The sequence below is a fragment of the Streptomyces sp. NPDC088766 genome (genome assembly GCF_044750845.1).
GTDB lineage: Bacteria > Actinomycetota > Actinomycetes > Streptomycetales > Streptomycetaceae > Streptomyces.
This window is the reverse complement of the sequence record NZ_JBIVKQ010000016.1, coordinates 160,112-186,757: the sequence shown is the minus strand read 5'-3', so window position 1 is coordinate 186,757 and position 26,646 is coordinate 160,112. Positions and strand designations below refer to the sequence as shown.

The 26,646-nt window shown below is 72.9% G+C and carries 26 protein-coding genes and 1 pseudogene; 15 read left to right on the top strand and 12 right to left on the bottom strand.

Annotated elements, in window-relative coordinates; translation table 11 throughout:
* Nucleotides 1-640: 640 nt before the first annotated feature.
* Entirely contained in the window at nucleotides 641-1,600 is a 960-nt protein-coding gene (locus ACIP5W_RS22995) for an alpha/beta fold hydrolase (RefSeq protein ID WP_401476523.1), read from the top strand.
* A gap of 259 nt (nucleotides 1,601-1,859) precedes the next feature.
* Here ACIP5W_RS22995 and ACIP5W_RS22990 read toward each other — a convergent pair whose 3' ends face one another.
* Nucleotides 1,860-2,522: a bifunctional DNA primase/polymerase gene (locus ACIP5W_RS22990; RefSeq protein ID WP_401476520.1), complete on the bottom strand. Its 663-nt coding sequence runs from the start codon at nucleotides 2,520-2,522 to the stop codon at nucleotides 1,860-1,862.
* 288 nt (nucleotides 2,523-2,810) lie between these two features.
* Here ACIP5W_RS22990 and ACIP5W_RS22985 point away from each other — a divergent pair, with 288 nt between their 5' ends.
* Together ACIP5W_RS22985 and ACIP5W_RS22980 are read left to right on the top strand one after the other, a co-directional pair.
* Nucleotides 2,811-4,196, top strand: a complete 1,386-nt coding sequence (locus tag ACIP5W_RS22985; protein WP_401476517.1) for a transcriptional regulator — start codon at nucleotides 2,811-2,813, stop codon at nucleotides 4,194-4,196.
* Between the two features lie 199 nt (nucleotides 4,197-4,395).
* A complete protein-coding gene (locus tag ACIP5W_RS22980) occupies nucleotides 4,396-6,099 on the top strand; it encodes a hypothetical protein (protein WP_401476514.1) in 1,704 nt (567 codons plus the stop codon).
* Nucleotides 6,100-6,130: 31 nt separating this feature from the next.
* Here the strand turns inward: ACIP5W_RS22980 and ACIP5W_RS22975 are convergent, their stop codons facing one another.
* Nucleotides 6,131-7,513, bottom strand: a complete 1,383-nt coding sequence (locus ACIP5W_RS22975) for an ABC transporter substrate-binding protein (protein WP_401476511.1) — start codon at nucleotides 7,511-7,513, stop codon at nucleotides 6,131-6,133.
* A gap of 118 nt (nucleotides 7,514-7,631) precedes the next feature.
* Between ACIP5W_RS22975 and ACIP5W_RS22970 the strand changes: the two genes are divergently transcribed.
* Both ACIP5W_RS22970 and purU read left to right on the top strand, forming a co-directional pair.
* Entirely contained in the window at nucleotides 7,632-8,132 is a 501-nt protein-coding gene (locus ACIP5W_RS22970; RefSeq protein WP_401476508.1) for a hypothetical protein, read from the top strand.
* 66 nt (nucleotides 8,133-8,198) lie between these two features.
* The gene (purU, locus tag ACIP5W_RS22965) at nucleotides 8,199-9,083 is read left to right on the top strand and encodes a formyltetrahydrofolate deformylase (RefSeq protein WP_382787888.1); all 885 of its coding nucleotides are present in this window, start codon (nucleotides 8,199-8,201) and stop codon (nucleotides 9,081-9,083) included.
* A 63-nt stretch (nucleotides 9,084-9,146) separates the two neighbouring features.
* Here the strand turns inward: purU and ACIP5W_RS22960 are convergent, their stop codons facing one another.
* Nucleotides 9,147-10,445 carry a zf-HC2 domain-containing protein gene (locus ACIP5W_RS22960; protein ID WP_401476505.1) on the bottom strand — a complete coding sequence of 433 codons (1,299 nt, stop codon included), beginning with the start codon at nucleotides 10,443-10,445 and terminating at the stop codon, nucleotides 9,147-9,149.
* Nucleotides 10,442-11,026 carry an RNA polymerase sigma factor gene (locus tag ACIP5W_RS22955; RefSeq protein ID WP_401476502.1) on the bottom strand — a complete coding sequence of 195 codons (585 nt, stop codon included), beginning with the start codon at nucleotides 11,024-11,026 and terminating at the stop codon, nucleotides 10,442-10,444. Before ACIP5W_RS22955 ends, ACIP5W_RS22960 begins: the two co-directional genes overlap by 4 nt.
* Nucleotides 11,027-11,397: 371 nt before the next feature.
* Here ACIP5W_RS22955 and ACIP5W_RS22950 point away from each other — a divergent pair, with 371 nt between their 5' ends.
* The 4 genes and pseudogenes from ACIP5W_RS22950 to ACIP5W_RS22935 all read left to right on the top strand — a co-directional run bounded on the left by ACIP5W_RS22950 (nucleotide 11,398) and on the right by ACIP5W_RS22935 (nucleotide 14,017).
* On the top strand, nucleotides 11,398-11,775 hold the full coding sequence (locus ACIP5W_RS22950) for an STAS domain-containing protein (protein ID WP_401476557.1): 378 nt from the start codon (nucleotides 11,398-11,400) through the stop codon (nucleotides 11,773-11,775).
* A 97-nt stretch (nucleotides 11,776-11,872) separates the two neighbouring features.
* On the top strand, nucleotides 11,873-12,385 hold the full coding sequence (locus tag ACIP5W_RS22945) for an EF-hand domain-containing protein (RefSeq protein WP_401476499.1): 513 nt from the start codon (nucleotides 11,873-11,875) through the stop codon (nucleotides 12,383-12,385).
* A 200-nt stretch (nucleotides 12,386-12,585) separates the two neighbouring features.
* Nucleotides 12,586-12,861, top strand: a pseudogene (locus ACIP5W_RS22940) (hypothetical protein); the annotation flags it as partial.
* Between the two features lie 580 nt (nucleotides 12,862-13,441).
* Nucleotides 13,442-14,017, top strand: a complete 576-nt coding sequence (locus ACIP5W_RS22935; RefSeq protein ID WP_401476554.1) for an ATP-binding protein — start codon at nucleotides 13,442-13,444, stop codon at nucleotides 14,015-14,017.
* Nucleotides 14,018-14,765: 748 nt separating this feature from the next.
* On the opposite strand, the gene ACIP5W_RS22930 is transcribed toward ACIP5W_RS22935, so the two are convergent.
* Nucleotides 14,766-15,770, bottom strand: a complete 1,005-nt coding sequence (locus ACIP5W_RS22930) for a GlxA family transcriptional regulator (RefSeq protein WP_401476496.1) — start codon at nucleotides 15,768-15,770, stop codon at nucleotides 14,766-14,768.
* 71 nt (nucleotides 15,771-15,841) lie between these two features.
* Here ACIP5W_RS22930 and ACIP5W_RS22925 point away from each other — a divergent pair, with 71 nt between their 5' ends.
* Nucleotides 15,842-17,317: an MFS transporter gene (locus ACIP5W_RS22925; protein ID WP_401476493.1), complete on the top strand. Its 1,476-nt coding sequence runs from the start codon at nucleotides 15,842-15,844 to the stop codon at nucleotides 17,315-17,317.
* Between the two features lie 261 nt (nucleotides 17,318-17,578).
* On the opposite strand, the gene ACIP5W_RS22920 is transcribed toward ACIP5W_RS22925, so the two are convergent.
* On the bottom strand, nucleotides 17,579-18,772 hold the full coding sequence (locus ACIP5W_RS22920; RefSeq protein WP_401476490.1) for a flavin-containing monooxygenase: 1,194 nt from the start codon (nucleotides 18,770-18,772) through the stop codon (nucleotides 17,579-17,581).
* Nucleotides 18,773-19,038: 266 nt separating this feature from the next.
* Nucleotides 19,039-20,649 (bottom strand): subtype B tannase, encoded by a 1,611-nt coding sequence (locus tag ACIP5W_RS22915; RefSeq protein WP_401476551.1) that lies wholly within the window; start codon nucleotides 20,647-20,649, stop codon nucleotides 19,039-19,041.
* 264 nt (nucleotides 20,650-20,913) lie between these two features.
* Between ACIP5W_RS22915 and ACIP5W_RS22910 the strand changes: the two genes are divergently transcribed.
* Entirely contained in the window at nucleotides 20,914-21,519 is a 606-nt protein-coding gene (locus ACIP5W_RS22910; protein WP_401476487.1) for a GNAT family N-acetyltransferase, read from the top strand.
* A 126-nt stretch (nucleotides 21,520-21,645) separates the two neighbouring features.
* Nucleotides 21,646-22,434 carry a methyltransferase domain-containing protein gene (locus ACIP5W_RS22905; RefSeq protein ID WP_401476484.1) on the top strand — a complete coding sequence of 263 codons (789 nt, stop codon included), beginning with the start codon at nucleotides 21,646-21,648 and terminating at the stop codon, nucleotides 22,432-22,434.
* A gap of 158 nt (nucleotides 22,435-22,592) precedes the next feature.
* On the opposite strand, the gene ACIP5W_RS22900 is transcribed toward ACIP5W_RS22905, so the two are convergent.
* Nucleotides 22,593-22,787, bottom strand: a complete 195-nt coding sequence (locus ACIP5W_RS22900; RefSeq protein WP_401476481.1) for a hypothetical protein — start codon at nucleotides 22,785-22,787, stop codon at nucleotides 22,593-22,595.
* A gap of 9 nt (nucleotides 22,788-22,796) precedes the next feature.
* Nucleotides 22,797-23,648 (bottom strand): helix-turn-helix domain-containing protein, encoded by an 852-nt coding sequence (locus ACIP5W_RS22895; protein WP_401476478.1) that lies wholly within the window; start codon nucleotides 23,646-23,648, stop codon nucleotides 22,797-22,799.
* Between the two features lie 268 nt (nucleotides 23,649-23,916).
* Here ACIP5W_RS22895 and ACIP5W_RS22890 point away from each other — a divergent pair, with 268 nt between their 5' ends.
* From ACIP5W_RS22890 to ACIP5W_RS22880, 3 genes are all read left to right on the top strand, one after another.
* Nucleotides 23,917-24,429 carry an ATP-binding protein gene (locus tag ACIP5W_RS22890; RefSeq protein WP_401476475.1) on the top strand — a complete coding sequence of 171 codons (513 nt, stop codon included), beginning with the start codon at nucleotides 23,917-23,919 and terminating at the stop codon, nucleotides 24,427-24,429.
* A gap of 67 nt (nucleotides 24,430-24,496) precedes the next feature.
* Nucleotides 24,497-24,856 (top strand): type II toxin-antitoxin system RelE/ParE family toxin, encoded by a 360-nt coding sequence (locus ACIP5W_RS22885; RefSeq protein WP_401476473.1) that lies wholly within the window; start codon nucleotides 24,497-24,499, stop codon nucleotides 24,854-24,856.
* Nucleotides 24,853-25,191 (top strand): helix-turn-helix domain-containing protein, encoded by a 339-nt coding sequence (locus tag ACIP5W_RS22880; protein WP_401476470.1) that lies wholly within the window; start codon nucleotides 24,853-24,855, stop codon nucleotides 25,189-25,191. The genes ACIP5W_RS22885 and ACIP5W_RS22880 overlap by 4 nt, the downstream gene beginning before the upstream one ends.
* Before the next feature lie 267 nt (nucleotides 25,192-25,458).
* Here the strand turns inward: ACIP5W_RS22880 and ACIP5W_RS22875 are convergent, their stop codons facing one another.
* The 3 genes from ACIP5W_RS22875 to ACIP5W_RS22865 all read right to left on the bottom strand — a co-directional run bounded on the left by ACIP5W_RS22875 (nucleotide 25,459) and on the right by ACIP5W_RS22865 (nucleotide 26,552).
* Entirely contained in the window at nucleotides 25,459-25,686 is a 228-nt protein-coding gene (locus ACIP5W_RS22875; protein WP_401476467.1) for a hypothetical protein, read from the bottom strand.
* Nucleotides 25,687-25,749: 63 nt separating this feature from the next.
* Complete coding sequence (locus ACIP5W_RS22870; RefSeq protein WP_401476464.1) at nucleotides 25,750-26,181, bottom strand: Asp23/Gls24 family envelope stress response protein; 432 nt, start codon at nucleotides 26,179-26,181, stop codon at nucleotides 25,750-25,752.
* Nucleotides 26,182-26,336: 155 nt separating this feature from the next.
* On the bottom strand, nucleotides 26,337-26,552 hold the full coding sequence (locus tag ACIP5W_RS22865; RefSeq protein WP_401476461.1) for a hypothetical protein: 216 nt from the start codon (nucleotides 26,550-26,552) through the stop codon (nucleotides 26,337-26,339).
* Nucleotides 26,553-26,646 lie beyond the last annotated feature (94 nt).

The window sequence follows — 26,646 nt, the reverse complement described above, 5'->3', positions numbered from 1 at the left end:
GAACTGCAGACACTCCTCGCCACCTGGACCGGCGCCTGCCCCACCTGCCGCCGCGACATACCCACACCCATACGAACCTGACCAAGCCCTACTAGCTGAGTGTTGTTCAACTCCTCAGGATGCCCGGGTGGTTGAGGCGTCCTGTCGATGTCCTCGAATCGGTGATTCCCTGTGTCGAACCGCAGCGCTCCGGCGCCGCGCGTGCCAGGCTGTCGCGTGAGGCATATGACCTGAGGGGGCGGGATGACGTGCCGCGGATCATGGGAGGGCCCCGGCGCCCTGCGGCGCCGGGGCCTGTCCTCCCCTGTTCTGACCTGGAGCCCCGAGCTCTCAAGGTCATTCCCTTCGGACCGGTTTCCCCGAGCGGTCCGCCTCCCGCTGAAGGTCTCCCCTCGGTGGCGGCGATCATTCCTTGAGGGGGGTCACTCGAACGAGGGGTGTTGCTCACGGAAGCAAGTTTTTTCGAATTGTCATTCGATAGCGTGCGGATGAGGGCCCCGTGCGTGACGCGATGCGTGGGGCGCGGGCAGTGAGGCACTGAGCAGCACAGCGGTACGACGGCAGACACGACGCGTGACCGGACCGGCCGGCTCGAGCGGGAGCGAGGGGTCCGAGCGGGAGCGAGGGGGTGCCAGGAGCTATGGCGCGACGCATCGACGTGACCGGGGTGGGCGGTGTACGCCTGGCGGCCTGGGAGTTCGGCGACCCGCCCAAGAAGGACCCGGCGGAGAACGGCCCGGAAGCCGTGATTCCGGCCCAGTCGGCCAGGACGCCGACCGGGGAACCGGCCGCTGCGGGTGGGGGGTGGTCCGGACCGGCGGCCTCCGAGCGCACCACCGGCGTGCTGTTACTGCACGGCCTGATGGGCCGGGCCTCGCACTGGGCGTCCACCGCCCGCTGGCTCTCCGAGCGGCACCGCGCCGTCGCCCTCGACCAGCGGGGCCACGGCCAAAGCGACAAGCCGCCGCGGGCCGCCTTCACCCGCGAGGCGTACGTCGAGGACGCCGAGGCCGCCCTCGAACAGCTCGGCCTCGCCCCCGCCGTCCTCGTCGGTCACGCGATGGGCGCCCTGACCGCCTGGCAGCTCGCCGCCAAGCGCCCCGACCTGATCTCCGGCGTGATCATCTGCGACATGCGCGCCTCCGCGCTCGGCGCGGCCTCGCAGCGCGAGTGGGCCGACTGGTTCACGTCCTGGCCCCTTCCCTTCGCCACCCTCGCCGACGTCCGCAAGTGGTTCGGCGAGGACGACCCCTGGGTGGAGCGGCCCAACCCGGCGCGCGGCGAGTTCTACGCCGAGGTGATGCAGGAGTCCGCCGACGGCTGGCGCCCCGTCTTCGAACCCGAGCAGATGCTCAAGTCCCGTGAGACCTGGGTCTACGACGCCCACTGGGAGGAACTCGCCCAGGTCCGCTGCCCCACCCTGGTCGTCCGCGGCCTGAACGGCGAACTGGGGCGCGCGGAGGCGCAGGAGATGGTGCGGGTGCTGCCGCGCGGGGAGTACGCGGAGGTGGCCGACGCCGGTCACCTCGTGCACTACGACCAGCCGGAGGGCTGGCGGACGGCCGTCGAGCCGTTCCTGGACGGGGTGCTGGCGCACTGAGCGGGCCGACGGGGGAGACCGGGCGCCTTCGCGCGAGGCGCCCCCCGGAAGACGCTCTCTAGTGCTGTGGCCGGAAAGGTTTGCCGGAAAGCTCGCGGCGCCCGGTGCGGTGCATCGCAAGGCGGAGCATTGCCCGCGTACCGGATGTACTCGGGTGATGCGACAACGCGGCGGTGGGGGCCCCTCCCGCGCGAGCGAAGCCGAGCGCGGGGGAGCCGTGCCGGACGTCGCGAGCCGGTGAACCTTTCCGGTCACAGCACTAGCGGTCCCTGCCGCACGCGTAGGCCAGGGGCGAGATCAACTCCTCCACGTCCGGCAGCCACCGGTTGGCGGGCGTGGGCCGGCAGGCCCACTGCACGGCCCCCCGCGACCCGAACCGCGTGGGCGGCGCCGCCACGTACGCCCCCGCGCCCAGCGCGACGAGGTCGAGGGAGGACGGCGTCCATCCCGACGCGCGGACCAGATCCGGCACCTTGGCCGCAGCCCCGGGAAGGACGAAGAAGTGCATCCGCCGGTCCGGCGCCGACGTGACCGGACCCGGCGCCGACCCCATCCGCTCCAGCCGTGCCAGCGCCAGGAACCCCGCCGTCTCCGGCACGGAGATCGCGTCGAAGGTCCGCCCGGTCGGCAGCAGGATCGACGCGTCGGGTTGCTCCTGCCACATGCGCCGCGCGACGGTCGCGCTGCCCGTCGCCTGCGTCGCCCAGTCGGGCCGGGCCGGGTGCGCTCCGGGCGCCGGACACGCCGCGTCGTCGCAGGAGCAGCGCTGCGTCCCGTCGACAACTTCCAGCCAGGTGCCGGGGACGACGTCCCAGTGACGTTCCTCGGCGTAGCGAACAGCGGTCTCCAGCAGCGATTCCCCGCGCTGCTTCGTGATCTGGGTTGCCTCGGCGCCCGCGATGGTCTCTTCCACGATGAACACAACTCTGGGCGTCACCAGGGGTTACGGCCCGCCCACGTGCGCGGGGGAGGAGCACCGATTCCCCGTTCGGGGCGCACGGGGGCATGACCGGGGGCGCGCGGGAGGAACGAGCGCGTGAGCGGGTAGTGACGCTTGGGGGAAGCTTCCGTCTTTACCCAGGCAATCCTCGCATGCCTCGCATTCTCGTCCTGTCTGCGGGGCATTGATCTTCACGGCCGGAAGTTTTCGGTGGAAGACACATCAACTCGGTGCGCGGGAAAGGCACCGCAGCCACAGGGGGTAGTGCCAATGGCCGCAAGGCCTCTCGTCGCGCGGCAGCCGAACGAACGGCTGCAGGCGCTCATCCAGGAAGCGGGATGCTCGAACGCCGGGCTCGCCCGCCGCGTGAACATGTGCGGCGCCGAGCACGGTCTCGACCTGCGTTACGACAAGACGTCCGTGGCCCGTTGGCTGCGCGGACAGCAGCCGCGGGGACGCGCCCCGGCGGTCATCGCCGAGGCCCTGGGACGCAAACTCGGCCGCACGGTCACGATCGACGAGATCGGCATGGCCAACGGCAAGAACCTCGCGTCGGGCGTCGGTCTCCAGTTCTCGCCGACGGTGCTGGGGGCCATCGAGCAGGTCTGCGAGCTGTGGCGCAGTGACGTGGGCCGGCGGGACTTCCTCTCGGGGGCGTCCGTAGCCGCCTCCGCGCTGGTCGAACCGAGCCGCGACTGGCTGATCTCCTCGCCCGACGCGCAGGTGGCGCGCTCGGCCGGACCCCGGGTGGGCCTGTCCGACGTGGCGGCCGTGAAGGCGATGACCCGGGCGCTGGTCGAACTGGACCACCAGTACGGCAGCGGGCATGTGCGCCCGGTCGTCGTGCACTACCTCAACAGCGTCGTCTCCGGCCTGCTCGCCGGCTCCTACCGGGAGGCGGTGGGACGCGAACTCTTCGCGTCCGTGGCCCGACTCACCGAACTGGCGGGCTACATGGCCGTCGACACCGGGCAGCCCGGCCTCGCCCAGCGCTACTACATCCAGGCCCTGCGCCTCGCCCAGGCGGCGGGCGACCGCGGGTACGGCGGCTATGTGCTCGCCGCCTCCATGAGCCACCTCGCCGCCCAGCTCGGGAACCCGCGCGAGATCGCCCAGTTGGCGCGTGCGGCGCAGGAAGGGGCGCGGGGGCGGGTGACGCCGCGAGCGGAGGCCATGTTCCACGCCGCCGAGGCCCGCGGGCACGCCCTCATGGGTGACGTACGGGCGGCTCAAGTGGCTTCCGGGCGGGCCGTGTCGGCGCTGGAGGCGGCCGATCCGGCCGCCGGGGACGACCCGGCGTGGATCGCGCACTTCGACGAGGCCTACCTGGCCGACGAGTTGGCGCACTGTCACCGTGACCTCGGTCAGGCCGAGGCTGCGGCGCGCTGCGCGGAGCAGTCGCTGGCCGGGCACCCGGAGAGCCGGGCCCGCCGACGGGCCATCGGATATGTGCTGTTGGCCACGGCGCAGGTGCAGCAGCGGGAGGTCGAGCAGGCCTGCAACACCGGTACGAAAGCGGTGGAGTTGCTGGAGACGCTCCGCTCCGACCGCGGTGCCGAGTACCTGGCGGACCTCCAGCAGCGGCTGGAACCGTTCCGGGAGGAGCCCGTGGTCAGGGAGTTCGGGGCGCGACTGGATCTCCAGGCCGCCGCGTGAACATCCGGGGCGCCGTGGTGTGAACGGCCGGGAAACGGCCCGCCGTCGCAAGGCCGGCGGCGGGTGCGGCGCACGGTGCTTCGGTCCTCCACCCGTCGCACGGGAGGGAGATCATGACCTGAGCTGCGTGGCACGGGGTTCCGGGGACCCGGTAGCGTGAGCCGACGATTCCGAAGGTCCCCCATCAGTAGGAGTCCCGGTGACGCAGAGTGGACAGGGCGAGGAGCCCTCGGCGCGGCCCGCGCGCGAAGGCATCGTGCTGCCCTCCGACGGCGGGGAACCCCTGCTGCCGGGCACGGCGAACGGCCCGCGGCAAGATCCCCACGCCGGCCGGCAGCAGTACGGCCGGCAGCCGTCGCCCCCGCCGCCGGCGGGCCCGTCGGCCGGCGGGCAGACCTGGGACCGGTCCTGGGGGCCGGAACAGCAGTCGGAGTACCGGCCGGGGCAGCGGTCCGGGCAGCAGCCGGAGCAGGCCTGGCCGCCCCCGGCGGACCAGCAGCAGTGGGGCGGGGACCGGCAGTGGGACACCCCGCAGCCGGCCGGCCCCGACGCGTGGCGGGCCGCACCGCAGCCCGGACCCGGTCAGGGCGCCGGCCCGCTGCCGCCCGAGGGCGCCCCCGCGCCGTCGTACGGCCACGGCGCGCCGGCCGCGCCGCTGCCTCCCATGGCCGACGGCGCCACCCAGTACATACCCCCCGTCTCCGCGTCCGGGCCCGCGCCCGTGGACGAGGGGGCCACCCAGTACATACCCCCGGTCTCCGCGTCCGCGCCGCTGGACGAGGGGGCCACCCAGTACATACCGCCCGTCCCCGCACCGGTGCCGGGGGACGAGGGCGCGACGCAGTACCTCCCGCCGGTCCCGCCGGGCGCCCTGCCGCCCGAGTTCCCCTCGGAGTCCACCCACTTCCTGGGCCGCGCCCAGCAGCACGGTCCGCGGCCACAGGCCGCCCACGGCGGGCAGCACGGCTCCCATGCCGACGCCGAGGCCACCCAGTACATCCCGCCGGTGACCGGTCAGGGCCTGTACGGCGCCGGCGAGAAGCAGCCGCCCGCCGAGTTCGACAACCTCTTCCGCAGCGGCCCCGCCGACGACGGCCCGGCCGGGTCCACGCAGCAGATGCCGCGCTTCTCGGAGCCGGAGCCCCCCGGCCACGGCGCCCGCCCCGCCGCTCGCCCCGCCGCCCACGCCCAGCCCTCGTACACGCCGCCCGGCGGCGGCTCCGGCGGGCGGCGCGCGATGCGCGACGACGACCACCGGGGCGGCGGCCGCAGCGGCTCGCGGGTGCCGCTGTTCGCGGCGGTCGGCGTGGCCCTCGTCGTCGTCGGGGTCGGCGCGGGCGCCCTGCTCTCCGGCGGGGGCGGTGACGAGGAGGGCGACGGCAACAAGACCGTCGCCGCGTCACAGCCCGCCACCGAGGGCTCCGCGTCGGCGTCCGCCGACGCGGCCGAGCAGCAGGCGATCGCCCTGGACAAGCTGCTCGCGGACAGCGGCAGCAGCCGGGCGACCGTGATCAGCGCGGTCGCCGACGTGAAGAGGTGCGACAACCTCGCCAAGGCCGCCGCCGACCTGCGGGACGCGGCGAAGCAGCGCACCGGGCTGGTCACCGAGTTGTCCGGCCTGGCCGTCGACCGGCTGCCGGACCACGCCGAGCTGACCGCCGCGCTCACCAAGGCGTGGCAGGCCTCGGCCTCCGCCGACGACCACTACGCGGCCTGGGCCGACCAGGTGGCCGCCGAGAAGGGCAAGCTCTGCAAGAAGGGCCAGGCCCGCGGCACGGGCCGGACGCAGGAGGCCAACCGCGCGAGCGGTACGGCCAGCGCCCAGAAGACGCGGGCCGCCGAGCTGTGGAACGCGATCGCGAAGACGTACGGACTGACGGAGCGGCAGCCGACACAGCTGTGACCCGGGGAGGGGGGCCCGGCCGGCGTCGGCCTCAGTCGACGTCGGCGTTCTCCAGCGTCCTCGTGACGTCGACGAAGCCCTTCTTGGCCGCCGCCAGCCGGCCCTGCTTCACGGTCTGCAGGGTCACGTTGGCGTTGACCAGGCGCGGGAAGCCGATCGAGGCGAGCTGGTCGGTGAACTCCCAGCGCAGGGTGGGCGTGAGCCCGCCCGTGCTGATCCGCAGGCCGTCGTCGAGGGCGCCGGTGACGGTGTCCGCGGTCACCGCGCCGCCGCCCAGCGACTCCACGACCTTCTTGAACACGGTGTAGGCGATCCAGGTGGTCTGCACGCCCGTGTCCGCGGGGTCGATCCGGGTGTCGGAGAAGGCGCTCTCGCTGATCACCTTCTTCATCGGGTCCCAGCGCGGGTCGCTCGCCACCGGGTACCAGCCGGTGACGTAGGCCCCCTCGAAGGCGCTGGACGCGCCGCCGGTGGAGTTGATGACCGTCTGGTCGACGCTGCCGAGGACGGTGGCGGTGCTCACGTCGGGGTAGTCCTCGCGGGCGCGCCGGAAGGAGTCCATGAAGGTGCCGGTGCGGTCGCCGAGGGCGGGGACCACGCACCCGCCCCCGCCCCTGCCGGCCTTGTCGGTGCCATCGGCGTTGTCGGTGTTGCTGCTGTTGCCGGCCCGTCCGGTCCCGCTCGGCGCGGTCACCTCCTTCAGGGCGGCGTCGGCCTGGGTCGAGTACTCGGTGGCGTCCTCCGCGGCCAGCTGGTCCACGGCCTTGTCGTGGCCGCCCGCCGTGAGGCCGGCGTCGAGCATGGCGGGCAGGGCGTCGCCCGCGATGGTGTCGGGGCGCACGAGGGCGACGCGGCCGCAGTCCGCGGCGAGTTCCTTGCCGAGGCCGGCCAGCAGGGCCGGCTGGCCGCCGTTGACGGGGTAGGAGAGCGGGCTGGTGAACTCGGCGTTGGTGACGCCGTAGCCGCCGATGTAGGGGATGCCGGCGCCTTCCAGGTACGGGAGGAAGGAATCGGAGCGCTGGCTGTAGGAGCCGATGACGGCGACCGCGCCCGCCTTCACGGCCTGCCGGGCGCATTTCGCGGCGTCCACGCCGTTGTTGTGGTCGTTGCAGGTGAGGACCTCGAGCTTGCGGCCGTTCAGCCCGCCGTTGGCGTTGACCCACCGGGCGTAGGCGCGGGCGAAGGCGGGCATGCCGGGCTTGTTGGTGGCCGCGGTGCCCTCGGGCGCCCAGGTCATGACGACGATCGAGCCGTCCCCGGAGCCCCCCGTGGCACCGGGGGCGAGCGCGCAGCCGGCGGCGAGCGACGCACACGCCACGAGGGCGCCCGCCGACCGGACGGTGGTGGTGAAAGACCTGGTGGGGCGGAGGAACCTGAGGAGGAAGGTGCTTCGCGTGCGTTGCCTGCCGGTCATGTTCCTGCACGATTCCGGCACACGGCCAACCTCCGAGTGACCCACGGTCAACGGGGAGTGACGGAGAGGTGAATTGCGGGGGCCGGCGCGGCCCACGGGGCGGGGAAACGTACGATCGATGACCGTGCAAGGTTCGGAGAACTCTTCCCGTCGCGGCCGTCGCTCCTCCACCATGGGCGGCATGCCACTCAACGACATGCCGTGGTGGCGCTGGCGCAGCAATGTGCGCTCCGCGCTGCACATGCTCTCCGACCCGGTGTTCCAGCGGGACGTCTGGCTGGCTGGCGTGGACGGGTACGGGGACGTCACCGACGCCGTGTACCGCCTGGTCGAGGACACCTGGCTCGACAACTGGTCCGCCGAGAAGTACGTCGGCACGATCTTCCGCGACTCCCAGGAGGCGGCGCTCGTCGACACCGCCGTACTGCGCGTCCTGCGGATCATGCACCAGGTCGGGCCGGACGCTCCGGTCTCCGCCTACGTCGACCACGAGGGCTGGCCGGACGCGGTCCGGGCGGCGCGCGACGCCCACGTGCGCATGGCGGTGGCCGACGGCGAGGAGCCGGACACCCCGCCGCGCACGCTCGAAGTGCTGCGGATCATGACGCGGACGGCGTGACGGACGGGATTCCGCCCTGCGGACGGATTTCCTGCGGGTGCGACCTGTCATGAGACCCTGTGCTGCATGAGTGAGCAGTCCACCCGCGCCACGGCGACCCTCGCCGACCAGTACGTCCTCACGCTGTCCTGTCCCGACAAGCAGGGCATCGTGCACGCCGTGTCCAGCTACCTGTTCATGACCGGCTGCAACATCGAGGACAGCCAGCAGTTCGGCGACCACGACACGGGACTGTTCTTCATGCGCGTCCACTTCTCGGCGGAGTCGCCGGTGACCGTGGACAAGCTGCGGGCGAGCTTCGCGGCGATCGGCGACTCCTTCCACATGGACTGGCAGATCAACCGGGCCGACGAGAAGATGCGCATCGTCCTGATGGTCAGCAGGTTCGGCCACTGCCTGAACGACCTGCTGTTCCGCGCCCGGACCGGCGCGCTGCCGGTGGAGATCGCGGCCGTGGTGTCCAACCACACCGACTTCGCCGAGCTGGTGGGTTCGTACGGCATCCCCTTCCACCACATCGCGGTGACGAAGGAGAACAAGGCCGAGGCGGAGGCGCGACTGCTGGAGATCGTCCGCGAGGAGGGCGTCGAGCTGGTCGTGCTGGCCCGCTACATGCAGGTCCTCTCGGACGACCTGTGCAAGCAGCTCAGCGGGCGGATCATCAACATCCACCACTCGTTCCTGCCGAGCTTCAAGGGCGCGAAGCCGTACCACCAGGCGCACGCGCGGGGTGTGAAGCTGATCGGCGCGACGGCCCACTACGTGACGGCCGACCTGGACGAGGGGCCGATCATCGAGCAGGAGGTCGAGCGGGTCGGGCACGACGTCACGCCGGACCAGCTCGTGGCCGTCGGACGGGACGTGGAGTGCCAGGCGCTGGCGCGGGCCGTGAAGTGGCACGCGGAGCGCCGGATCCTGCTGAACGGGCGGCGGACGGTCGTCTTCGCATAGGCCCGTTTGCCGCGTTTGCCGCGTTTGCCGCCGCTCGGCTCCGCTTCCGTCCCGGCCGGGCTCCTACATCCGGCTCAGGGACGCCGCCGCGGACAGGACGTCGCGGATGGCCGTCCGGTCGCCCAGCTGGCCGGCCGCCGCCTCCTCCGGGGAGACGTGGCCCGCCGCGAGCCGGCAGAACTCCACGTCGTCCAGGGCGACATGGGCCACCTCGTGGTCGGCGGAGCCCACCGCGGCCGGGGAGTCGAGCGGGATGAACCACTCGCCGCCGCCCCGTCCCTCGATCTCCAGCCGCAGGCTGCGGCCGGGACGCCCGGCGGTCACCAGGTGCCGGCGGTCGCCCGGCCCGGCCAGTCCCGCGCGGCGGCGTTCGGCGAGGACGGCCGGCAGCATCCGGGCGGCGAGGTCGACCATGCCGCGCAGGTGGCGCGGCGCGGGCGGGTCGTAGGGGTAGTCGACGGCCTCGGCGATGTCCACGGCGTGCACCCAGCACTCGAAGGCCCGGTCCACCAGCGCATCCCGCAGCGGCAGTTCGAAGTCGCCGTACGACACCGCGACGGTGCCGGGGTCTTCGTCACGCCCGGCTTCGCCCGCGCGGGAGGCGTCCCCGTCGCCGGAGGACACCGTGCGGACCACCGCGTGGGCCTGCTCCCGCCAGGGGCCGCGCACGGACCGGGTCGGCGGGAAGCGCGAGGCTTCCCAGAACGCCTCCGTCCGCTCCGCGGGCGTGCCGGCCGGCTTGCCCGCGGAGCCGCCCGCGGCCTGGCCCAGGGGATCGTCGAGGCCCAGGGCGACGGCGACCAGCCCGTCCACCGCGAGCAGGTGGGCGATGACCCCGGCGACGGTCGTACGGCGGCTGGTGGCGTCCTCGCCGCGGAACCAGCGCAGCCGCACGGGTGCGTGCCACTCCGCGTCCCCGAAGTCCTGGAGCAGCGCGTCCAGCCGGGCGGTCTCCGCGTCGTACGCCGTCGCCCAGTCGGGCACCGGGATGCGCGGCGGGCGCCGGTCCAGGCAGCTCTCCAGGACGCGGGTGCGCAGGCCCGGATCCAGGTTGAGGCTGTCGGGGCGCTGGAGCAGGCCGACCGCCTCGCGCAGCCGCCGGGCCTCGTCGGCGCAGGCCCCGCAGTCGCCGAGGTGGTCCTCGACGGCGGCGGTCTCCTCGGCCGAGCAGGCGGCCAGCGCCCAGGCTCCCAACAGCGCCTTGAGCACCGGGTGTTCCAGGCGCGGCGGTGCTGGAGGGGCGGGGTCCGGAGCGGGCCGCGGGAGGCCGCCGTCCGCCACGGAGGCGCGCGGGGCCCGCGGGAGCGGGAGCCCGTCGGCTCCTGTGTCCTCGGTGTCCTCGGGAAACCGGTCCTCGGTCATGCCGCACCCCCGTAGTGTCCGGGCGGGGCGCCGGGGGCGGCGGCGTCGTGGGCCGTGGAGAGCAGTTGCAGGCCGAGGCGGAGGCGCCGGCGCGCCTCGTCCTCGGTGACACCGAGGTCGGCGGCGGTCTGGCGGTAGTCGCGGCGCTGGAAGTACGCCAGCTCCAGGGCGGCGCGCAGCGGGGCCGGCATCGACTGGACGATGTAGTCGGCGCGGGCGGCGACCGAGGCGTGACGCACCTTGTTCTCCAGTTCCTCGGTGCTGCCGGAGCCGTCCGGCGCGAGCGCCGCGGTCTCCGCGGCGCGCAGGCGCTGCACCGCCAGGCGGTGGGTCAGGGCGGCGACCCAGGTGCGCAGAGGGCCCTCCCGGGGGTCGTAGGAGTCCGGGCGCTCCCACACGTGCGCGAAGACCTCGTGGGTGACGCCGTCGGCGGCCCGTTCGTCCCCCAGCACCCGGTGGGCCAGGCCGTGCACGAGCGAAGCGAATTGGTCGTACAGCTCACCGAGGGCGGCGGCCTCCCCGCGCGCGAGGCGCTGCTGCATCCTGCGGTCCCAGTGGGGCGGTGCGTCCTTCTTCGCCATGCGGCCCCCTCAGTCCTGCCCGTGCCCGGCGCCCCCGCCGGGACCTGTCCCTGTCCAGCCTGCGCGCATCGTCACCTCGAATGTAGTCGGCACGTCCGACGACGCACGCCCCTTTGGTGCAATGTGCGCCCCCTGCACTTCGGAGGGTGGTAAAGGCATGCTCTGGGCGCGCCTACCCGACTTGCCGGTGATCAGGCTGGATCAGGGTTGATTGGGTCCTGCCCTGATGGGATCGAACAGGACTGGTAGCGATCGGAACAAGCCTCTTTCTCGAATCGGTTGTTTTTTGCTCGCAGTTTCGGGGAACGGCCGCTGGGCAGCCGCGCTGCGAGGAAGCGAAGGGACGGCTTCCGTTCGGGCGGATGAAGGGCGTGTGGGTGGCTTTCAAAGTGACCGTCGGCGAACGGGGCGGCTGGGCCGTGCTCCGGGTGTCGGGCGAACTGGACCTGGTGACGTCCCCGTTGCTGCGCCAACGGGTGCACGACGAAGTGGCCGAGGGCCGCCACAGCCTCGTCCTGGACCTCTCCGAGGTGCATTTCTGCGACTCCAGCGGAGTCGGCGTCCTCATCGCCTCCCGGCGGCTGATCCGCTCCTGCCGGGGCCGCCTGCGCCTGATCCTGCCGGCGGGCGGCGCGGTCGAGGACTCCCACGTCAACCGGGTTCTCGGCGCGCTGGGGGTGCGCCGGCTGTTCGACGTGTACGGCGATGTCGCCGAGGCCGTGGACGGCACCGAGCCGCTGTCCGCCTAGGGTCCGGCCGGTTCCGCCCCGGAGCCGCCGGCGTCGTACGCTCCCCTGCGGAGAGTCCACCCACACCCGACGCGACGACGTGAGGCGGCCCACAGACATGGTGAGCAGCGAGTACGAACGCAGGATCGCCGACCGGTTCGCCACCTTCGACCAGGACGGCAACGGCTACATCGACCGCGAGGACTTCGCCTCCGCCGCGAAGGCCGTACTCGCCGAGTTCGGAGTGCCGGCCCGGTCCGACAAGGGGCAGGCGCTGTACGCCGGTGCCGAGGCGTTCTGGCAGGGCATGGCCGGGATGGCCGACCGCGACGGGGATCAGCGCATCACCCGCGACGAGTTCGTGGGCGGGGCGGTCAAACGGCTCCGTGACAACCCCGAGCGGTTCGCCGAGATCGCCCGGCCGTTCCTGCACGCGGCGCTCGCCGTCGCGGACGGCGACGGGGACGGGCGGGCCACGGTCGACGACACGGTGCGGGTGCTGAGGGCGCTCGGTGCCGGTGAGGGCGTGGCCCGGGGGGCCGCGGGCGCGCTGGACGGTGACGCGGACGGCAAGGTGGGGGAGGCGGAGGTCGTGCCGGCGTTCGCCCGCTACTTCACCGTGCCGGAGTAGGCGGCCGCCGCGGGGCTGCGCCCAGGACCCGGCCCGGGGCCCCGCCCTTCCCACCTGCCCGCCCGACTCGCCGGGTCGAGAGGCCCCGCCGCGGGGCTGCGCCCCGGCCCCTCTCCTGACCTGTCGCCGTCCTCCTCCCTGCGGCCGGGCAGCTCGGTGGCGCCACGCGCGCGGGCGAGCCGGCCGCGCAACACGCCCGGGCGCGGGAGCAGTTCGGACAGCCGATCGTGGCCTTCCGGGCCGTCGGGAGTCTGTGCGCGGACCCGTCGGCGCGGGTGGAGGTGGCGCGGGCCGCCGTCCACGCCGCCGCCGGCACCGTCGGCCCCGCCGGCGTCGCGGCGGCCCGGCTCCCCGCCGACGGGACCGCCGTACGCGGCGCGTGCGACTGCCTTCGGGGTGCGGCGGGACGGGTTTCACCTGCTGCTGAAGCGGGACCGGGTGCGTGCGCCACGTGCCGGGGGCCGTACGCAGAGTGAGGGTCTGTCGGCGCGCGATCTGCTGTCCGGGACGGCTTTTGAAGGCTTCGGCCTGCGGCGACGGGCACCGGCCGGGAGTCCTGTCACTGATCGTGGCACGGGGTGGTCACGGAGCGTGAGTTGTGGTTGTGGCCGAGGCGTGACCCGTCACGGGCCGGAGTCGGGGGATCGCTCCGGTACCTTCTGTGTGATGCGAGTGGCTACGAGCGCGAGCCGTGCCGGTGGTGCCCCCGGGGCAGTGCCGGATCCGACGGTGCGCGTGCCTGCTCGCAGGCCGGACGGGCGTGGAATCACGGCCTGTTCGACTCTCCGCGACAAGCGTCGCACAGTATGCCGCACGCGTACTCCTTCGCGCTGGAATATGCCCGAAGCGCTTGTTGAGGTGACTGTACGTCAACCAAGCTGTCTCGTAAGGGAATCACGTTCCGTCACCCCGCCTCTGGCCGTTGTTCTGGCCATGCGGAAAATGGCTACGATCGTGGCCCCCGTCGTCATGGTGCTCGCGTGGCTTGCGTGGCTCACGTGGCGCGCGGCCATGTGTCCGCCGGTTCGGATGGTGTGAGCGGTGCAGGTGCTTCAAGTGCAGCTGGAGATCCGGCCCGACCCCGCTGAAGTGGGTCGCGCCAGGCGATGGGCCCGTTCGCGCCTCGCCGGGTCCGGGATAGGGGCCGACGAGCCGCTCGCCGAGACGCTGATCCTGCTCGTCTCCGAGCTGGTCACCAACGCCGTGGTGCACACCGGCCGTCCGGCCGTGCTGCGGCTCTCGCTGCCGGGCGTCGAGACGGGGCGGGCCACCGTCCGGCTGGAGGTGGTGGACGGCAGCAGCCGGGCGCCCGTGCCCCGCTGTGTGGGCGACGAGGCGACGGGCGGCCGCGGACTGGCCCTCGTGGACGGCCTGGCGGACCGCTGGGGCTGGAGCGTCGAGGGCCCCGGCAAGCGCATCTGGTGCGAACTCGACCGCTGTGCGCGGACGCTGGACGACACCGACCGCGGAAGCGGGGCGGACCGCGGAAGCGCGGCGGACCGCGTCGGAGTGGTGGACCGCGTCGGAGTGGTGGACCGCGTCGGAGTGGTGGACCGCGGCGGTGCGGCCGAGGGCGGGACCGGCCCCTTCCGGGCGCCGGTTTACGAGGGCTTCGCGTACGAAGCAGTGTGACGCGGCCGCATCCGAGGGCCGACGTGGACCGGCGCGGGCAGGGCGTGACCCGGCGCGACCTGACGGGGCGGGACAGCGGGGCGGGACGGGCGTGACCTGGCATGCGGCGGCGGTGCACGGACGTCGGCGGAGCCGAACGGCGCGCGGGGTGCGGGGCACGGATGCAGAAAGCGCTGCCGGTCCGGCCGGGGCGGGTGGCGGTGCGCCCGCGCGTGCTTCCGTGCGCGCCCAACGCAAATAGGACGTAAGTCACAAATCCCCGAACGGGTGTTGACGTCAGGTGTCCGTTTGATCACGCTTGTGGGCAGCGATTCGCCGCGAGGGGACGACGAGGGTTCCGGTGACGGGACCCTCGCCGAGTGTGGGTCGTGATTCGGCGTCGGGTCCCTCGGGGCCGGGGGAGACCGGGGCGGGTACGCCGAGCCGGATGGTGGCGCGCGGTGCCGTGCTCGGGGCGGCACGGGGTGCCTCCCGCTCGAGCACGGTCGGGAGCGGAGGAGGCCGCGCCGCCATCCGGCGTGCACCCAGGGGTGGTTGACCGCCGGTTGTCCCGGACGCCCCTCACGGGATCGCCACCGGCGCCACCGGCGTTCCGGTGGCGCCGGTGGCCGGTTCGGGCATCGCGGAGAGCGGGAAGGCGCACCACCCCCCTTGTCCACAGGCTGTGGGCGACTGCTCGCCACTCCGGCTTCCGGCCCTGCGCGATGCCCGTCTCCACCTGATCCTGGGCCGGCGCCACTGCGCGTCCTCACGTTCTGACGGCGCCGCTCTCCGTCCGGAACGTCCGCCGGTACGCCGTCGGTGTCACCCCGAGCGCCGCCTGCAGGTGCTGGCGCATCGACTGGGCGGTGCCGAAGCCGGCGTCCCGGGCGACCTGGTCGACGGAGAGGCCGGTGGACTCCAGCAGGTGCCGGGCGCGTTCGACGCGCTGCCGGGTGAGCCACTGGCCGGGACTGACCCCGACCTCCTCGCGGAAGCGGCGGGTGAACGTCCGTACCGACATGGCCTCCTGGGCGGCCATGTCCCGCAGCTGGATGGGCTCGTGGAGGTGGCCGAGCGCCCATGCGCGCGCCGCGGTCGTCCCGGACAACTGCGGATCGGGCACCGGCCGCTCGATGTACTGCGCCTGCCCGCCGTCGCGGTGCGGCGGTACGACCGTACGGCGGGCGACCTCGTTGGCGACGGCCGTGCCGTGGTCACGGCGCACCATGTGCAGGCACAGGTCGATGCCGGCGGCGACCCCCGCCGAGGTCAGGACGTCGCCGTCGTCGATGAAGAGGACGTCGGGGTCGACCCTGACGCCGGGGAACAGGCGCTGGAGCCGGGCGGCGTCGGCCCAGTGCGTGGTCGCGGGGCGGCCGTCGAGGACGCCGGCGGCGGCCAGGACGTACACGCCGGTGCAGATGGAGGCGAGGCGGGTGCCGGGGCGGACGAGGGCGAGCGCGGCGGCGAGCTCGTCGGTCAGGACGCCCTCCTCGAAGACCGGGCCCAGTTCGTACGACGCCGGGACGATCACGGTGTCGGCGGTGGCCAGCGCCTCCGGGCCGTGCGCGACCTGGACGGCGAAGTCGGCATCCGTCTCCACCGGCCCCGGCGACCGGACCGAGCAGGTGACGACCTCGTACAGGTGCCGTCCCTCGGAGTCCTTCGGGCGGCCGAAGATGCGGTGCGGGATGCCCAGCTCGAAGGGGAGCAGGCCGTCGAGGGCGAGTACGACGACGCGGTGCGGGCGGAGGCCTGAGGAGGGGCTCATGGCCCGATCCTAACGAACATCGTCCTTCGGGCCACTCGCTCCGGGCGGTCGTGGACCCGAAGCTCTATGACGTGACGCAGACAGACATGACCGGGGCCGGGGCGACCGGGGCCGGGGCGGATGGGGCCGAGGTGAACAAGGCCGAGGTGAACAAGGCCGAGGTGACCGGGGCCGAGGAGAACGGGACCCGGGCGACCGGGGCCGAGGCGGACGGGGCACCGGACGCGGGCGTCTCCCGGGCGGTGGGGGCGGCCCCCGGTGGGGCTCCTCGTGCCGGTAGGCGGCCGCGCGTCCACCGGGCTTGGTCCGTCGCCGCCGTCACCTTCGTCACGATCATCGGGGCGGCGGCCTTCCGCTCGCTGCCCGGCCTGCTCATCGATCCGCTGAACGAGGACTTCGGCTGGTCGCGAGGCACGATCGGCGCGGCCGTGTCGGTCAACCTCGCCCTCTACGGGCTCACCGCGCCCTTCGCCGCGGCGCTGATGGACCGTTTCGGCATCCGCCGGGTGGTGGCCGTCGCGCTGACCGTGATCGCGCTCGGCTCCGGCCTGACGGTGTGGATGACGGCGGCCTGGCAACTGCTGCTGTGCTGGGGCCTGCTCGTGGGTCTCGGCTCGGGTTCGATGGCCCTCGCCTTCGCCGCGACGGTCACCAACCGCTGGTTCACCGAGCGCCGGGGCCTGGTCAGCGGCATCCTCACCGCGGCCTCCGCCTCCGGCCAGCTGATCTTCCTGCCGCTGCTGTCCTGGATGATCACCCGCCACGACTGGCGCCCGGCGGCGGTGACGGTCGCCCTCGCCGCCCTCGCGGTCGTCCCCTTCGTCTGGCTGCTGCTGCGCGACCATCCGGCGGACGTGGGCCAGAAGCCGTACGGGGCGACGGAGTTCGTCCCCAAGCCGGCCCCGGTGCCGGGCGCGGCGAGGCGCGCGGTCACGGTCCTGTTCTCGGCGCTGCGCACCGGCCCGTTCTGGCTGCTGGCCGGGACCTTCGCGATCTGCGGCGCCTCCACGAACGGCCTGGTCCAGACCCACTTCGTGCCGGCCGCCCACGACCACCACATGCCCGTCACGGCGGCGGCCTCACTCCTGGCGGTGATCGGCGTGTTCGACGTGGTCGGCACGATCGCCTCCGGCTGGTTCACGGACCGCTTCGAACCGCGCCGGCTGCTGGCGGTGTACTACGCGCTCCGCGGCGTCTCGCTCCTCTTCCTGCCGATCCTGCTGGCCCCGACGGTCCACCCGCCGATGATCTTCTTCATCGTCTTCTACGGCCTCGACTGGGTCGCCACCGTCCCGCCCACCCTGGCCCTGTGCCGCGAGCACTACGGCGAGGACAGCGCCATCGTCTTCGGCTGGGTCCTGGCCTCCCACCAGATCGGCGCGGCCCTGGTCGCCTTCCTCGGCGGCGTGGCCCGCGACGCCTTCGGTTCCTACGACGTGGTCTGGTACGCCTCGGGAGCGCTGTGCGCGGCGGCGGCGCTGATGGCGCTGGTGATCAGGCGCAGGCCCACGGCTCCCCTCGTGCCCGCCGCGCCCGCGCCCGCCTGACGGCCGGCTCCCGCCGGCACCGTCCCCGGTCGAGCGGCGGCGCCCCGTCCCCGTCCCCGTCGGACGCTTCCGGGCCGTGCACCCGGCCCGGCCCGACCCACGACGACGAGGTGGTCGCCACCCGCGTGGACCGTGCGGACCGTGCAGCCGGTCCGGGCGAGGACGCCGGTGAGCCGGGAGGACCCGGGCAGCGCGTCCCGGTGCGAGGGCCGGGCCGGCCGGTGCCCCCTCCCGCACCGCACCCGCCGGCTTGTCCGTCCCTCAGCCCCGCCCCAGTCGGCGGCGCACCGCCTTCGCTATGCGTTCCGCGTCGAGGGAGAGTTCGCGGAGGTTGCCGCTGATGGGGTTGGTGAAGCCGGTGAAGTAGAGGCCGGGGGCGGTGGCCGGGGTGCGGGGGCCGTGGGCGGTCGGTCTGCCGCGAGGGTCGAGGACGTCGAGGTGGCCGACCAGGTCTTCCAGGGCGCGGACATAGCCGGTCGCGGCGATCACGGCGTCCGGCTGGACGCGGGTGCCGTCGGCGAGGACGACCTCGCCGTCCTCGAAGCCGTCCACCGCGGCCACGACCTCGACCTTCCCCGTGCGCACCGCGTCGATCAGGCCGACGTCCTGCACCGGGATCGCCCCTTCGCGGACGCGGGTGTAGAGCCCGGTGTCCGGGCGCGGCAGTCCCTGCGCCGACAGGTCCGGCACGCTGACCCCGGCCAGCAGTCGGCAGACGCGGTCGACGAGCTTGACGGGCAGCCGCCGTACGAGGATGCCGCTGTACTGGGCCGGCCAGCCGGCGGTGGAGCGGCGCACGATGTGCGGGACCGTGCGCACGGCCAGCCGTACCCGCCCGGCGCCGCTCTCCACCAGGTCGACGGCGATCTCGGCACCGGTGTTGCCGACACCGACGACGAGGACGTCCCGGCCCGCGTACGGCGTGCCGTTGCGGTAGGCGGCGGCGTGGATCAGTTCGCCGGTGAACGTGTCGCGGCCGGGCCAGTCGGGCAGCGCCGGGGTGTGGTTGTAGCCGGTGGCGACGACGACCGCCGCGCCGGTCAGCTCGCGTCCCCCGGAGGCGTGCAGCAGCCAGCCCGTGCCGTCGGGGGTCCGCTCGACGCGGGACACCTCGACGCCGGTGACGATCTCCAGCTCGTGGTGCTCGGCGTACTTCTCCAGGTAGCGCACCACGTCGTCGCGGGCGACCCACCGTCCGAAGCGGCGGGGCATCGGCAGACCGGGCAGTGCCGAGCGGCGCCGGGTGGTGTGCAGGTGCAGCCGGTCGTAGTGCCGCCGCCAGGACGCGCCGACCCGGTCGGACTTCTCCACCACGACGGCGCGTATCCCCCGGGCGCGCAGCGCGTACGCGGTGGCGAGGCCGCCGGGGCCGCCGCCGATGACGTAGACCGGGCGGTCGGCCGCGTTCGCGGCACTGGTCGCGGAGGGGTTCGGCTGCGGTGCGGAGTCTTCCATGAGCGCGAGCGTAATCACGCACAGCATTGATGGGTCTCGGTCAAGACCGGAATTGGTTGCGGATCGATCACGCCTGTGCGAATGGTGTGTGCGGATGGTGACGCCGGTCACCTGGCGGCGGACAAGCCGCGACGCCGGGCCCGGGTGAGCGGGGGTCCGGCGTCGCGGGAGGCGGCGTCGATTCTTATGACGGGAAACGGACGCCGCCGTTCAGGGGCGGCCCGGCGGAGGCCGCCTGGGCTGGGCGGGGGCCGCGGGGAAGGGGACTACTTCCGCTTGGCCTTGCGCCCCGTCACCTTGGCGATCCACTGGATGAAGTCGCCCGGGTCGGTGTTGGCGCCGTGGCCCTGGTCCCAGTAGTAGAGGTGGTCCACGTCGTCGCCGAGGCCGTGCGCGGCGGCGGCGATGTTCGCGGAGACCGTCAGGGACGTGTCGGAGTCCTTGGTGCCCAGCCGGATCCACCAGTGCTTGCTGCGACCGGCGTTGGGCTTGTCGACCAGGTGGTACATCGGGTTCATCAGCCGCAGCAGCTCGGGGATGTCGGCGTCGACCCGCTTGGCGGTGAGACCGGTCGTGTCGTTCTGCTGGCCGTACGCCGTGAAGTGCCGGGCGAGCGTGGTGCCCTTGCCGAACTCGTTGTTCTCCCCGGAGGAGAGGTCGAAGGCGTCGAACGCCGGGACGTTCTTCTTGCGGGCGCCGACGTGGGTGAGGAAGTCGGTCCAGGAGAAGGAGGCCCGGCCGTTCTTCCAGGTGATGAAGGGGTTCGCGGCGAGGTAGGCCGCCCGCGCCGAGTCCGACAGGGCGGCGAGGTGAGTGGTGGCCGACGGCTCCAGGTACTGCTTGACCAGGTACTCGTCGTAGTTGCGGGCGTTGAGCGTGCCGAAGCCGCCGAGTCCCTTGAGCCCGAGGCCGGCCTGGTACTCCGCGAACCGGGCCCGCAACTCCTTCGACACCGACTGGTCGACGGCCGTGCCGGCGGAGGTGGCGTTGGTGCCCCAGTTCCACTCGTAGGCGCCGTCGGCGTGCTCCAGGTCGGTGATCGGGCACCAGGCGCCGGTCGCGAAGATCGCGTCGGAGGCGTCGGCCGCGCCGAGCTCCTCCAGGTAGGGCGCGTAGAGCGGGCTGTCGCCGGACGCGCCGAGCAGCGAGGACAGGGCGCCGCCCGCGCTGGTGCCGGCGGAGACGATCCGGTCGGTGTCGCCGGGGATGCGGCCCTTGTTGGCGCGGACGTACCGCACGGCGGCCTTGAGGTCGACGATCGCGGCGGGGGCGACGCCGTAGTACTCGCCGGCGGAGTTCTTGAGGGTACGGCCGCGGGCGCCGGGCTCGACGACGACGTAACCGGCGGCGAGGGCGAGCAGCTGGTTGGTGTTCAGGGCGCCGCCGGTGGCGTTGGTGTCGCCCGTCGCGTTGGAGGCGGAGGGGCTGGGCGAGCCGGTCGGGGCGGTCGCACCGCCGGGGGCGCCGCCGCCTCCCATGGGCCCGCCGGCGGGGCCGCCGACGCCGGTGGCGTCCGCGACGGAGGACGGCATGTACCCGCCGACGGAGTTCGCGAACAGGATCGGCGCGTCCGAGGCGTCCACCGCGGTGCCGTCGATCTTCACCGGGACGCTGACGTTGAGGCTCTGGTACTTCTCGTCCACCGGCTTGGCGACGTAGGTGATCGCCTTCCAGAAGTGGTAGGTCACGGAGTGCTCGGTGCCCTCGGTGTCCGTGACGGTGGTCGTCAGCTCGGTGTGGGCGTCCGGGTCGAAGGCCAGGGAGCCCAGGGAGCCCGAGCCGGACGAAGACGAGGCCGAGGTCCCGCCGGCCGACGCCTGGGCGCTGAGGGCGAGGCCGCCCACCGCCGCGACCCCGGCGCCGGCCCCGATGCCCATGACGACCGACCTGCGCTTGACTGCCCTGTGCTTCACGGTTCGACTCCCTCGCTGCGGGTGCTGACGTCAGCGAACGTAGCCGGATCGCGGACAAAATTGCCAACAATCCCGCGCACCTCATGGGGGATGCACAGGTTCACGGCGGGGACACAGCCTGTTTTCACGGAGCCGGGGGAACGGCACACGCGGGCAGGGAGGGACCGTTCCGGCATGTGGGCGGAAGCGGCCGGTGTTCAGGGGAAGCGGCCGGTGTTCAATGGCGGGATGACCGATCTCCCCGAGCCGCACGACGGCCCGCCCGCCCCCGTGCTCGACGGCCACGGCCTCCGTCTGCGGCCCTGGGACCCCGCATCCGCCGCCGACGTCGACGCGTGGCTGCGCGCGCACCTCGACCCCGAGTTCCTGCGCTGGAACACCCCGCTGCGGGCCGTCACGGACACCGCCGGCGCGCGGGAGTCGCTGCGGGCGAGGACGGCGGCCACGGAGGCCGGGACCGCGGTCGTCCTCTGCGTCACGGACGCGGAGGACGGGACGGTCCTCGGGCAGGTCGGCCTCAACGCGGTCGACCGCGTCCGCAGCTGCGCCAACGTCGGTTACTGGGTACTGCCCGAGGCCCGCGGCCGGCAGGTGGCCACCCGGTCCCTGCGGCTGGCCACGGACTGGTTCTTCGCCCGGCTCGGCCTGCACCGGCTGGAGCTGGGCCACGCCCTCGGCCACGAGGCGTCCTGCCGGATCGCCGAGCGCTGCGGGTTCCGCTACGAGGGCACCCTGCGCGGCGCGATGTGGGAGGCCGGCCGCCGGGACGCCTGGCGGGACGTGCACGGCCACGCCCGCCTCGCGACGGACCCCGACCCGGCCGGGCCCGGGTGACCTGGCGGGCTCCGGCGCCCACGTCCACAGGTTCCGCGACGGCGACGTCGTCCCCCGGGCGTCTTCCGCTGCCGGATCTGCGCGACCGAGGCCCCCGCCCCCGGCCCGCGTGATTGACTCGCGGCCATGTCGACGACCCTCGGGGCACCCCGGCCGGACCAGGCCGCCTACATGCTGCGGGCAGCGGCGGCGGAAGCCGGCCGTACGTACAAGGCGCGGCTGCTCGACCGGCTGGACCCCGCGCCGGGGCAGACCGTGCTCGACGCGGGCTGCGGTCCCGGCACGGACCTGCCCGCCCTGGCCGAACGCGTGGGCGACGCTGGCGCGGTGATCGGCGTCGACCGTGACCCGCGGATGCTGGAACGGGCCCGGGAGCGCACGGCCGGGCTGCGGGCCGTGGACCTGCGCGAGGGCGACGTCCACGCGCTGCCCGTCGCCTCCGGCACGGTGGACCGGGCCAGGATCGACCGTGTCCTGATGCACGTGGCCGATCCGGCCGGCGCCCTGGCCGACCTGCACCGCGTGACCCGCCCCGGCGCCGTCGTCGCCCTCGCCGAACCGGACTGGGACACCCTCGTGGTGGACTCCGAGGACCTCGACACCAGCCGCGCCTTCACCCGCTACACCACCGGGCACGTGGTCCGGAACGCCACCGTCGGCCGCAGCCTCGCCCGCCTCGCCACCGCGGCCGGCTTCCAGGTCGACGACGTGACCGCGACGACCCCGGTCTTCCGCGACTTCCCGGACGCCGACCACACCCTCGGCCTGGGCCGCAACCTCCAACAGGCCATCGAAGAAGGCCACATCGAAGAGGAGCGGGGCCGCCGCTGGTTCGAGGGGTTGTCGCAGGGGCCGTTCTACGCGTCGTTCAGCCTGGTGTCGGCGATCGCCGTGCGAGGCCCGCGCACAGGCTGAATGGTTACATCAGGAATAGTACCGGCGGAGATACTATTCCTGAGTGGAGCGTGCGGCACGGGTCGATCGGACCGGAGGAGCTGCTGACCGCCTGGCGCCGGAACTGAGTCAGGCGCCCCCGCCCGTACGAGGGGCCGGAGATCGGTGCACACCCCCGCTTACAGCAGGTGGTCAGCCCTCCCGGCCTTGATTTCCAGGATGAGGGCGCGGAGGGCTTCGCGGGTGTCGGTGAGGGGGGTGTCCTCCTGTCCGGCGACGGCTATGTAGGCGTTGCCGGTGAGGTCGGTGCCTATGCGGAAGCAGTTGTTGCCTTCGGCGCAGTAGGGGTCTTCCCAGGTGATCTTGGTGCTCATGGCCGTCCCTCAGAGGTCGCGGGCGATGTCGAGGATGAGGTCGCGTGAGGCCGTCGGTGACAGCGAGGCGTCCTCCATCCAGCTCAGGTGCGCACGGTACTTGGTGAGTTGAGCCTCGGAGCCGATGAATTCCGGTCCGTGAGCCGAGTCCAGTTGCACGGTGTCGAGCTGTGGCACGGGGCCGTCCGCGTACAGCAGTGCGTGCCCCGCTCCGGGAAAGCCGCTGACACTGGTGGGGATCACGCGTACTTCCACGGCGTCCCGCTCGGACTGGTCTGCGAGGTGGTGCAGTTGCGCGAGGGTCACCTCGACGCCTCCGTAGGGCATGCGCAGCGCGGCCTCGTGGACGTAGGCGGTGTAGGGCAGAGGGGTTGGCCGCTCGAAGACCTGTCGGCGAGCCATGCGGTTGGCGACGCGCAGTTCCACCTCGAGCCGGCTCATGGCGGGGAGCCCGGCGGAGAAGACGGCGCGGGCGTAGTCCTCGGTCTGGAGAAGACCGGGCACGTGCATCACCTGCGCAGTCCTTACCCGTGAGGCATGCCACTCCAGTTCCGCGATGTCCAGGAGTCCGGCGGGCAGAGTGCCCCGGTACTGCTCCCACCAGCCGCGTTCCTTGCTGTCGGCCATCGCGACGAGCGCCTCGACGTACGCCTCGTCCGGGCAGATGTAGTTGCACGCGAGCGTGCGGATCCGCTCTGCGGAGAAGGGGCGGATGCCCGACTCCATGTTGGACAGGCGCGTCCGGTTGATGCCGAGGATTCCGGCGGCGTACTCCGTGGTGACCCCCGCCGCGACCCGCATCTTTCGCAACTCCGAACCCAGGCGCTTCTGCCGCTCGGTCGGCGTGCTTCTCGTAGTCATGCTGCCCCTTCGCGCTGTGGACGCCCCAAGTCTGTCGAGGGAACCGCGGCCAAGTCCATCAGCGATGGAGGTAATTACCCCCATTCTGCTGGACACTGTTACCGGTTGATCTCTACATTCGGTGATGGCTCGACTACAGAGCCGTCACGGCATCCCCGGAAGTGCATCACCCGTACCCGCCCGCGCTCTCCTCCCCGGGAGGGGCGGGCCCGTGTCAGGGAGACAGGCCACCGGGTTCTCCACCTCGCCCTCACGCAAGGGAGTTGTCATGCATCTCGACACCGCGTCCTGCCAGTCGCCGACCGCCGCACCCGCCGACGGCCCGTTCCGCCAGGCGTTCCCGGAGGAACTCGCGTACAGCCTCACACTGCCCGCCGCGCCGCGAAGTCCCGGTGTCGCGCGGGCCGTCACGCGTATGGTGCTCCCCGCGCACGGCCTTGCCGAGGCGACCGACGCGGTCGTGCAGGTGGTGGGTGAACTGACCGCCTGTGCCTGCCGTTTCTCCGCCACGGACGTGTACGTGTCGCTGCGCCACCGGGACGGCGGCCTGCGCGTCACGGTCTACGACGGCCACGGCCGCCACGCCAACGCCCGCCTGGGTGCGGCCTGCGACCTGCGCCGCCGGGTCTCCCTCCGTGTGCTGGACCGGGTGGTGCGGGCCTGCCGCGGCGAGTGGGGTATCGGCGGCGACCGCGAGTCGAGCACGGGCACCCGCATGTGGGCGGTGCTGCCGTACGCGGGGGCGAGCGGGTATCTCCCGGGCGACCGCACGTACGAGTGACGACAACGGTGAACGGGGTGCCGTGCCTCACGGGAGTTCCTACGTTTGCGCAGTGACCGAACCCTGTGTGATCGAGTTGGAGCCGGAAGTGCGGTTCCGGCTCGAGCACCTGTCCGCGCAGCACTGTCGCCAGGTCGAGGAGAAAGTCGACCTTCTCGTCGAGAAGCCGACGACGCTCGGGGAGCCGCACTCTCGTAACCTGGGAGAGGGAGTGCGTGAACTGCGATTCGTTCTGAGCGGGTGTGCCACGCGAGTCACGTACTGGCTGGCGCCTCGTCGACGGATCGTGCTGCTCACCGTTTTCCGGAAGACCAGGATGCGGAAGGACGCAGAGGTCAAGCGCGCCAGACTGGCCAAAGAACGGTGCGAGGCTGAGCATGGCCCCGCGCATGACGAGTTCACTCGTGAGTTCCGGGAGGACCTGTGAGCCACACCCGCTGGAAGCTGTCGCGGGAGCGGAGAACTGCTGAGGGGGGTGCCGAGCCGCCGGAGGTGGTTGCGGAGCGGGAACAGATCCGGCTGGCCCATGCGTTGGGGCAACTGGTTCACGGCCGTCGTGTCGCCCTCGGGCTGACCCAGTCCGCGCTGGGGCTGCGGATCGGGATGTCCGAGGACGAGGTGGAGGCCGTGGAACTCGGCGGCCTGCTGCCCCTCACCGCCGATCTGCTGGTCCGGCTGTCGGGAGCGCTGGATGTCACGGTGGACCTGCATGTCGTCTCCGACGGGCGCAACACACTGGTATTCGAGGAGCGCGCCGCGTAACCGCAGAGCAGTCAGTCGCTTACGGCCACGCAGTTCCCACGGCCGATCCCCCGTGCGACGACCGGTCACCCGCCCGAACCGCTCCACCGCGGTCGGCCGGACGCGTCGCCGTCCCGCGTCGCCCCGGAAGAACCGCACCGGCTCGGCCGTACGGACGGATGGTCGGTCCGGCACCGGGGCGCCCCCGAACGGCCTCACGCCCGGCGGAACGTGGGCCACCCATGGCCGGGCCGTTCGGCCGACAGGGCGCCGGTCGGCCTCACCGGCTCACCGACGCCAGTCCCCCCGAGCCCGTCGCCGGTCGTCGCGGATGCGCTCCTGCCGGTCCCGGTGGCGGACGAAGTCGCTCGGTCCGAGATCACCTTCCATGAGCCGCCCGACCAGGAGACCGACGACTCCCAGCCCCAGCACGAGCAGGAAAGTCCAGAAGTTGCCGAAATACGCGGCGAAACCGAGCGTCATTCCGGCCATCAAGCCCACCACGGCCTTGCTCATCACGCGCTCCTTGGCTCGAGGCTCATCACGCGCTCCTCCGATCGAGCGTGCCGCTCCGCCCGGCTACTGGATCCGTTGCCGTTCCTCGCTCTCGTCCTCCTCGTCGGGCAGCTTCACGTCGCTGACCATGATGTTGACCTCCACGACCTCCCGGCCCGCCATCCGCTCCACCGCGGAGATCACGTTCTCCCGCACCGCACCGGCCACGTCCGTGATCGAGACGCCGTAGTCGACGACGATCTCCAGATCGATGGCCGCCTGAAGCTCTCCGACCTCGACGCTGACCCCGCGCGTGACGGACTTGCCGCTACCGGCGCCGGGCATCCGTTCGCGCATGGATCCCATCGAGCGCGCGAATCCGCTGCCGAGGGCGTGGACGCCGAGCACGTCGCGTGCCGCCATTCCGGCGATCTTCTCCACCACCACGTCGGCGATGGACGTCCGGCCGCGAGAGCCGGGCGCTCCACCGTGTCGTACGCCGGTGTTCTCAGTCATCGGGACATTCCTCCCTTGTGAGGCCCGCACGGCACTCACAAGAGAAATAATAGTCTTTTTGGTGGGTTTCGCCGGAATTGCGCAGTGGGGGATGATGTGCCCGGACGAGCGGCCGGAGCACCCCTGACTGCTGTTCTCGTCACGGTCACCGCGGCTCAACCGGCCTGGTCGACGCCCCGCCGGAGGAGTTCGTCCTCGACGGCGCGAAGCTTCTCGCGCCACTCCCGAGCGGCCTTGGGACTGCGGCCCGTGCCGCGTGCCGCGGCCCGCCCGGCCCGCCGAGCGGCGAAGGCCCGGCGTTCCCGCAACTGCCCGACGGACAGGCCGGGAAGATCGGCGTACCAGTGGTCGTAGAGCTTCCAGCGACTCATCGCCCCAGGGTGGCGGAAGCACCGCCTCGGGCGCTCAGCGGTTTTCCCGGCCGTTCGGGGGATGCGGCGCCCGCCGTCGGCGCGCTCCCCGCCC

Excerpts from the sequence above, each read along its gene's own strand:
- ACIP5W_RS22960 (WP_401476505.1), bottom strand. The coding sequence starts at position 10,445 with ATGACCGAGGACCGGTTTCCCGAGGACACCGAGGACACAGGAGCCGAC.
- ACIP5W_RS22985 (WP_401476517.1), top strand. The coding sequence starts at position 2,811 with ATGGCCGCAAGGCCTCTCGTCGCGCGGCAGCCGAACGAACGGCTGCAG.
- ACIP5W_RS22900 (WP_401476481.1), bottom strand. The coding sequence starts at position 22,787 with ATGAGCACCAAGATCACCTGGGAAGACCCCTACTGCGCCGAAGGCAAC.
- ACIP5W_RS22945 (WP_401476499.1), top strand. The coding sequence starts at position 11,873 with ATGGTGAGCAGCGAGTACGAACGCAGGATCGCCGACCGGTTCGCCACC.
- ACIP5W_RS22975 (WP_401476511.1), bottom strand. The coding sequence starts at position 7,513 with ATGACCGGCAGGCAACGCACGCGAAGCACCTTCCTCCTCAGGTTCCTC.
- ACIP5W_RS22910 (WP_401476487.1), top strand. The coding sequence starts at position 20,914 with ATGACCGATCTCCCCGAGCCGCACGACGGCCCGCCCGCCCCCGTGCTC.
- ACIP5W_RS22865 (WP_401476461.1), bottom strand. The coding sequence starts at position 26,552 with ATGAGTCGCTGGAAGCTCTACGACCACTGGTACGCCGATCTTCCCGGC.
- ACIP5W_RS22870 (WP_401476464.1), bottom strand. The coding sequence starts at position 26,181 with ATGACTGAGAACACCGGCGTACGACACGGTGGAGCGCCCGGCTCTCGC.
- ACIP5W_RS22955 (WP_401476502.1), bottom strand. The coding sequence starts at position 11,026 with ATGGCGAAGAAGGACGCACCGCCCCACTGGGACCGCAGGATGCAGCAG.
- ACIP5W_RS22905 (WP_401476484.1), top strand. The coding sequence starts at position 21,646 with ATGTCGACGACCCTCGGGGCACCCCGGCCGGACCAGGCCGCCTACATG.
- purU (WP_382787888.1), top strand. The coding sequence starts at position 8,199 with ATGAGTGAGCAGTCCACCCGCGCCACGGCGACCCTCGCCGACCAGTAC.
- ACIP5W_RS22995 (WP_401476523.1), top strand. The coding sequence starts at position 641 with ATGGCGCGACGCATCGACGTGACCGGGGTGGGCGGTGTACGCCTGGCG.
- ACIP5W_RS22875 (WP_401476467.1), bottom strand. The coding sequence starts at position 25,686 with ATGAGCAAGGCCGTGGTGGGCTTGATGGCCGGAATGACGCTCGGTTTC.
- ACIP5W_RS22895 (WP_401476478.1), bottom strand. The coding sequence starts at position 23,648 with ATGACTACGAGAAGCACGCCGACCGAGCGGCAGAAGCGCCTGGGTTCG.
- ACIP5W_RS22890 (WP_401476475.1), top strand. The coding sequence starts at position 23,917 with ATGCATCTCGACACCGCGTCCTGCCAGTCGCCGACCGCCGCACCCGCC.
- ACIP5W_RS22920 (WP_401476490.1), bottom strand. The coding sequence starts at position 18,772 with ATGGAAGACTCCGCACCGCAGCCGAACCCCTCCGCGACCAGTGCCGCG.
- ACIP5W_RS22930 (WP_401476496.1), bottom strand. The coding sequence starts at position 15,770 with ATGAGCCCCTCCTCAGGCCTCCGCCCGCACCGCGTCGTCGTACTCGCC.
- ACIP5W_RS22915 (WP_401476551.1), bottom strand. The coding sequence starts at position 20,649 with ATGGGCATCGGGGCCGGCGCCGGGGTCGCGGCGGTGGGCGGCCTCGCC.
- ACIP5W_RS22970 (WP_401476508.1), top strand. The coding sequence starts at position 7,632 with ATGACCGTGCAAGGTTCGGAGAACTCTTCCCGTCGCGGCCGTCGCTCC.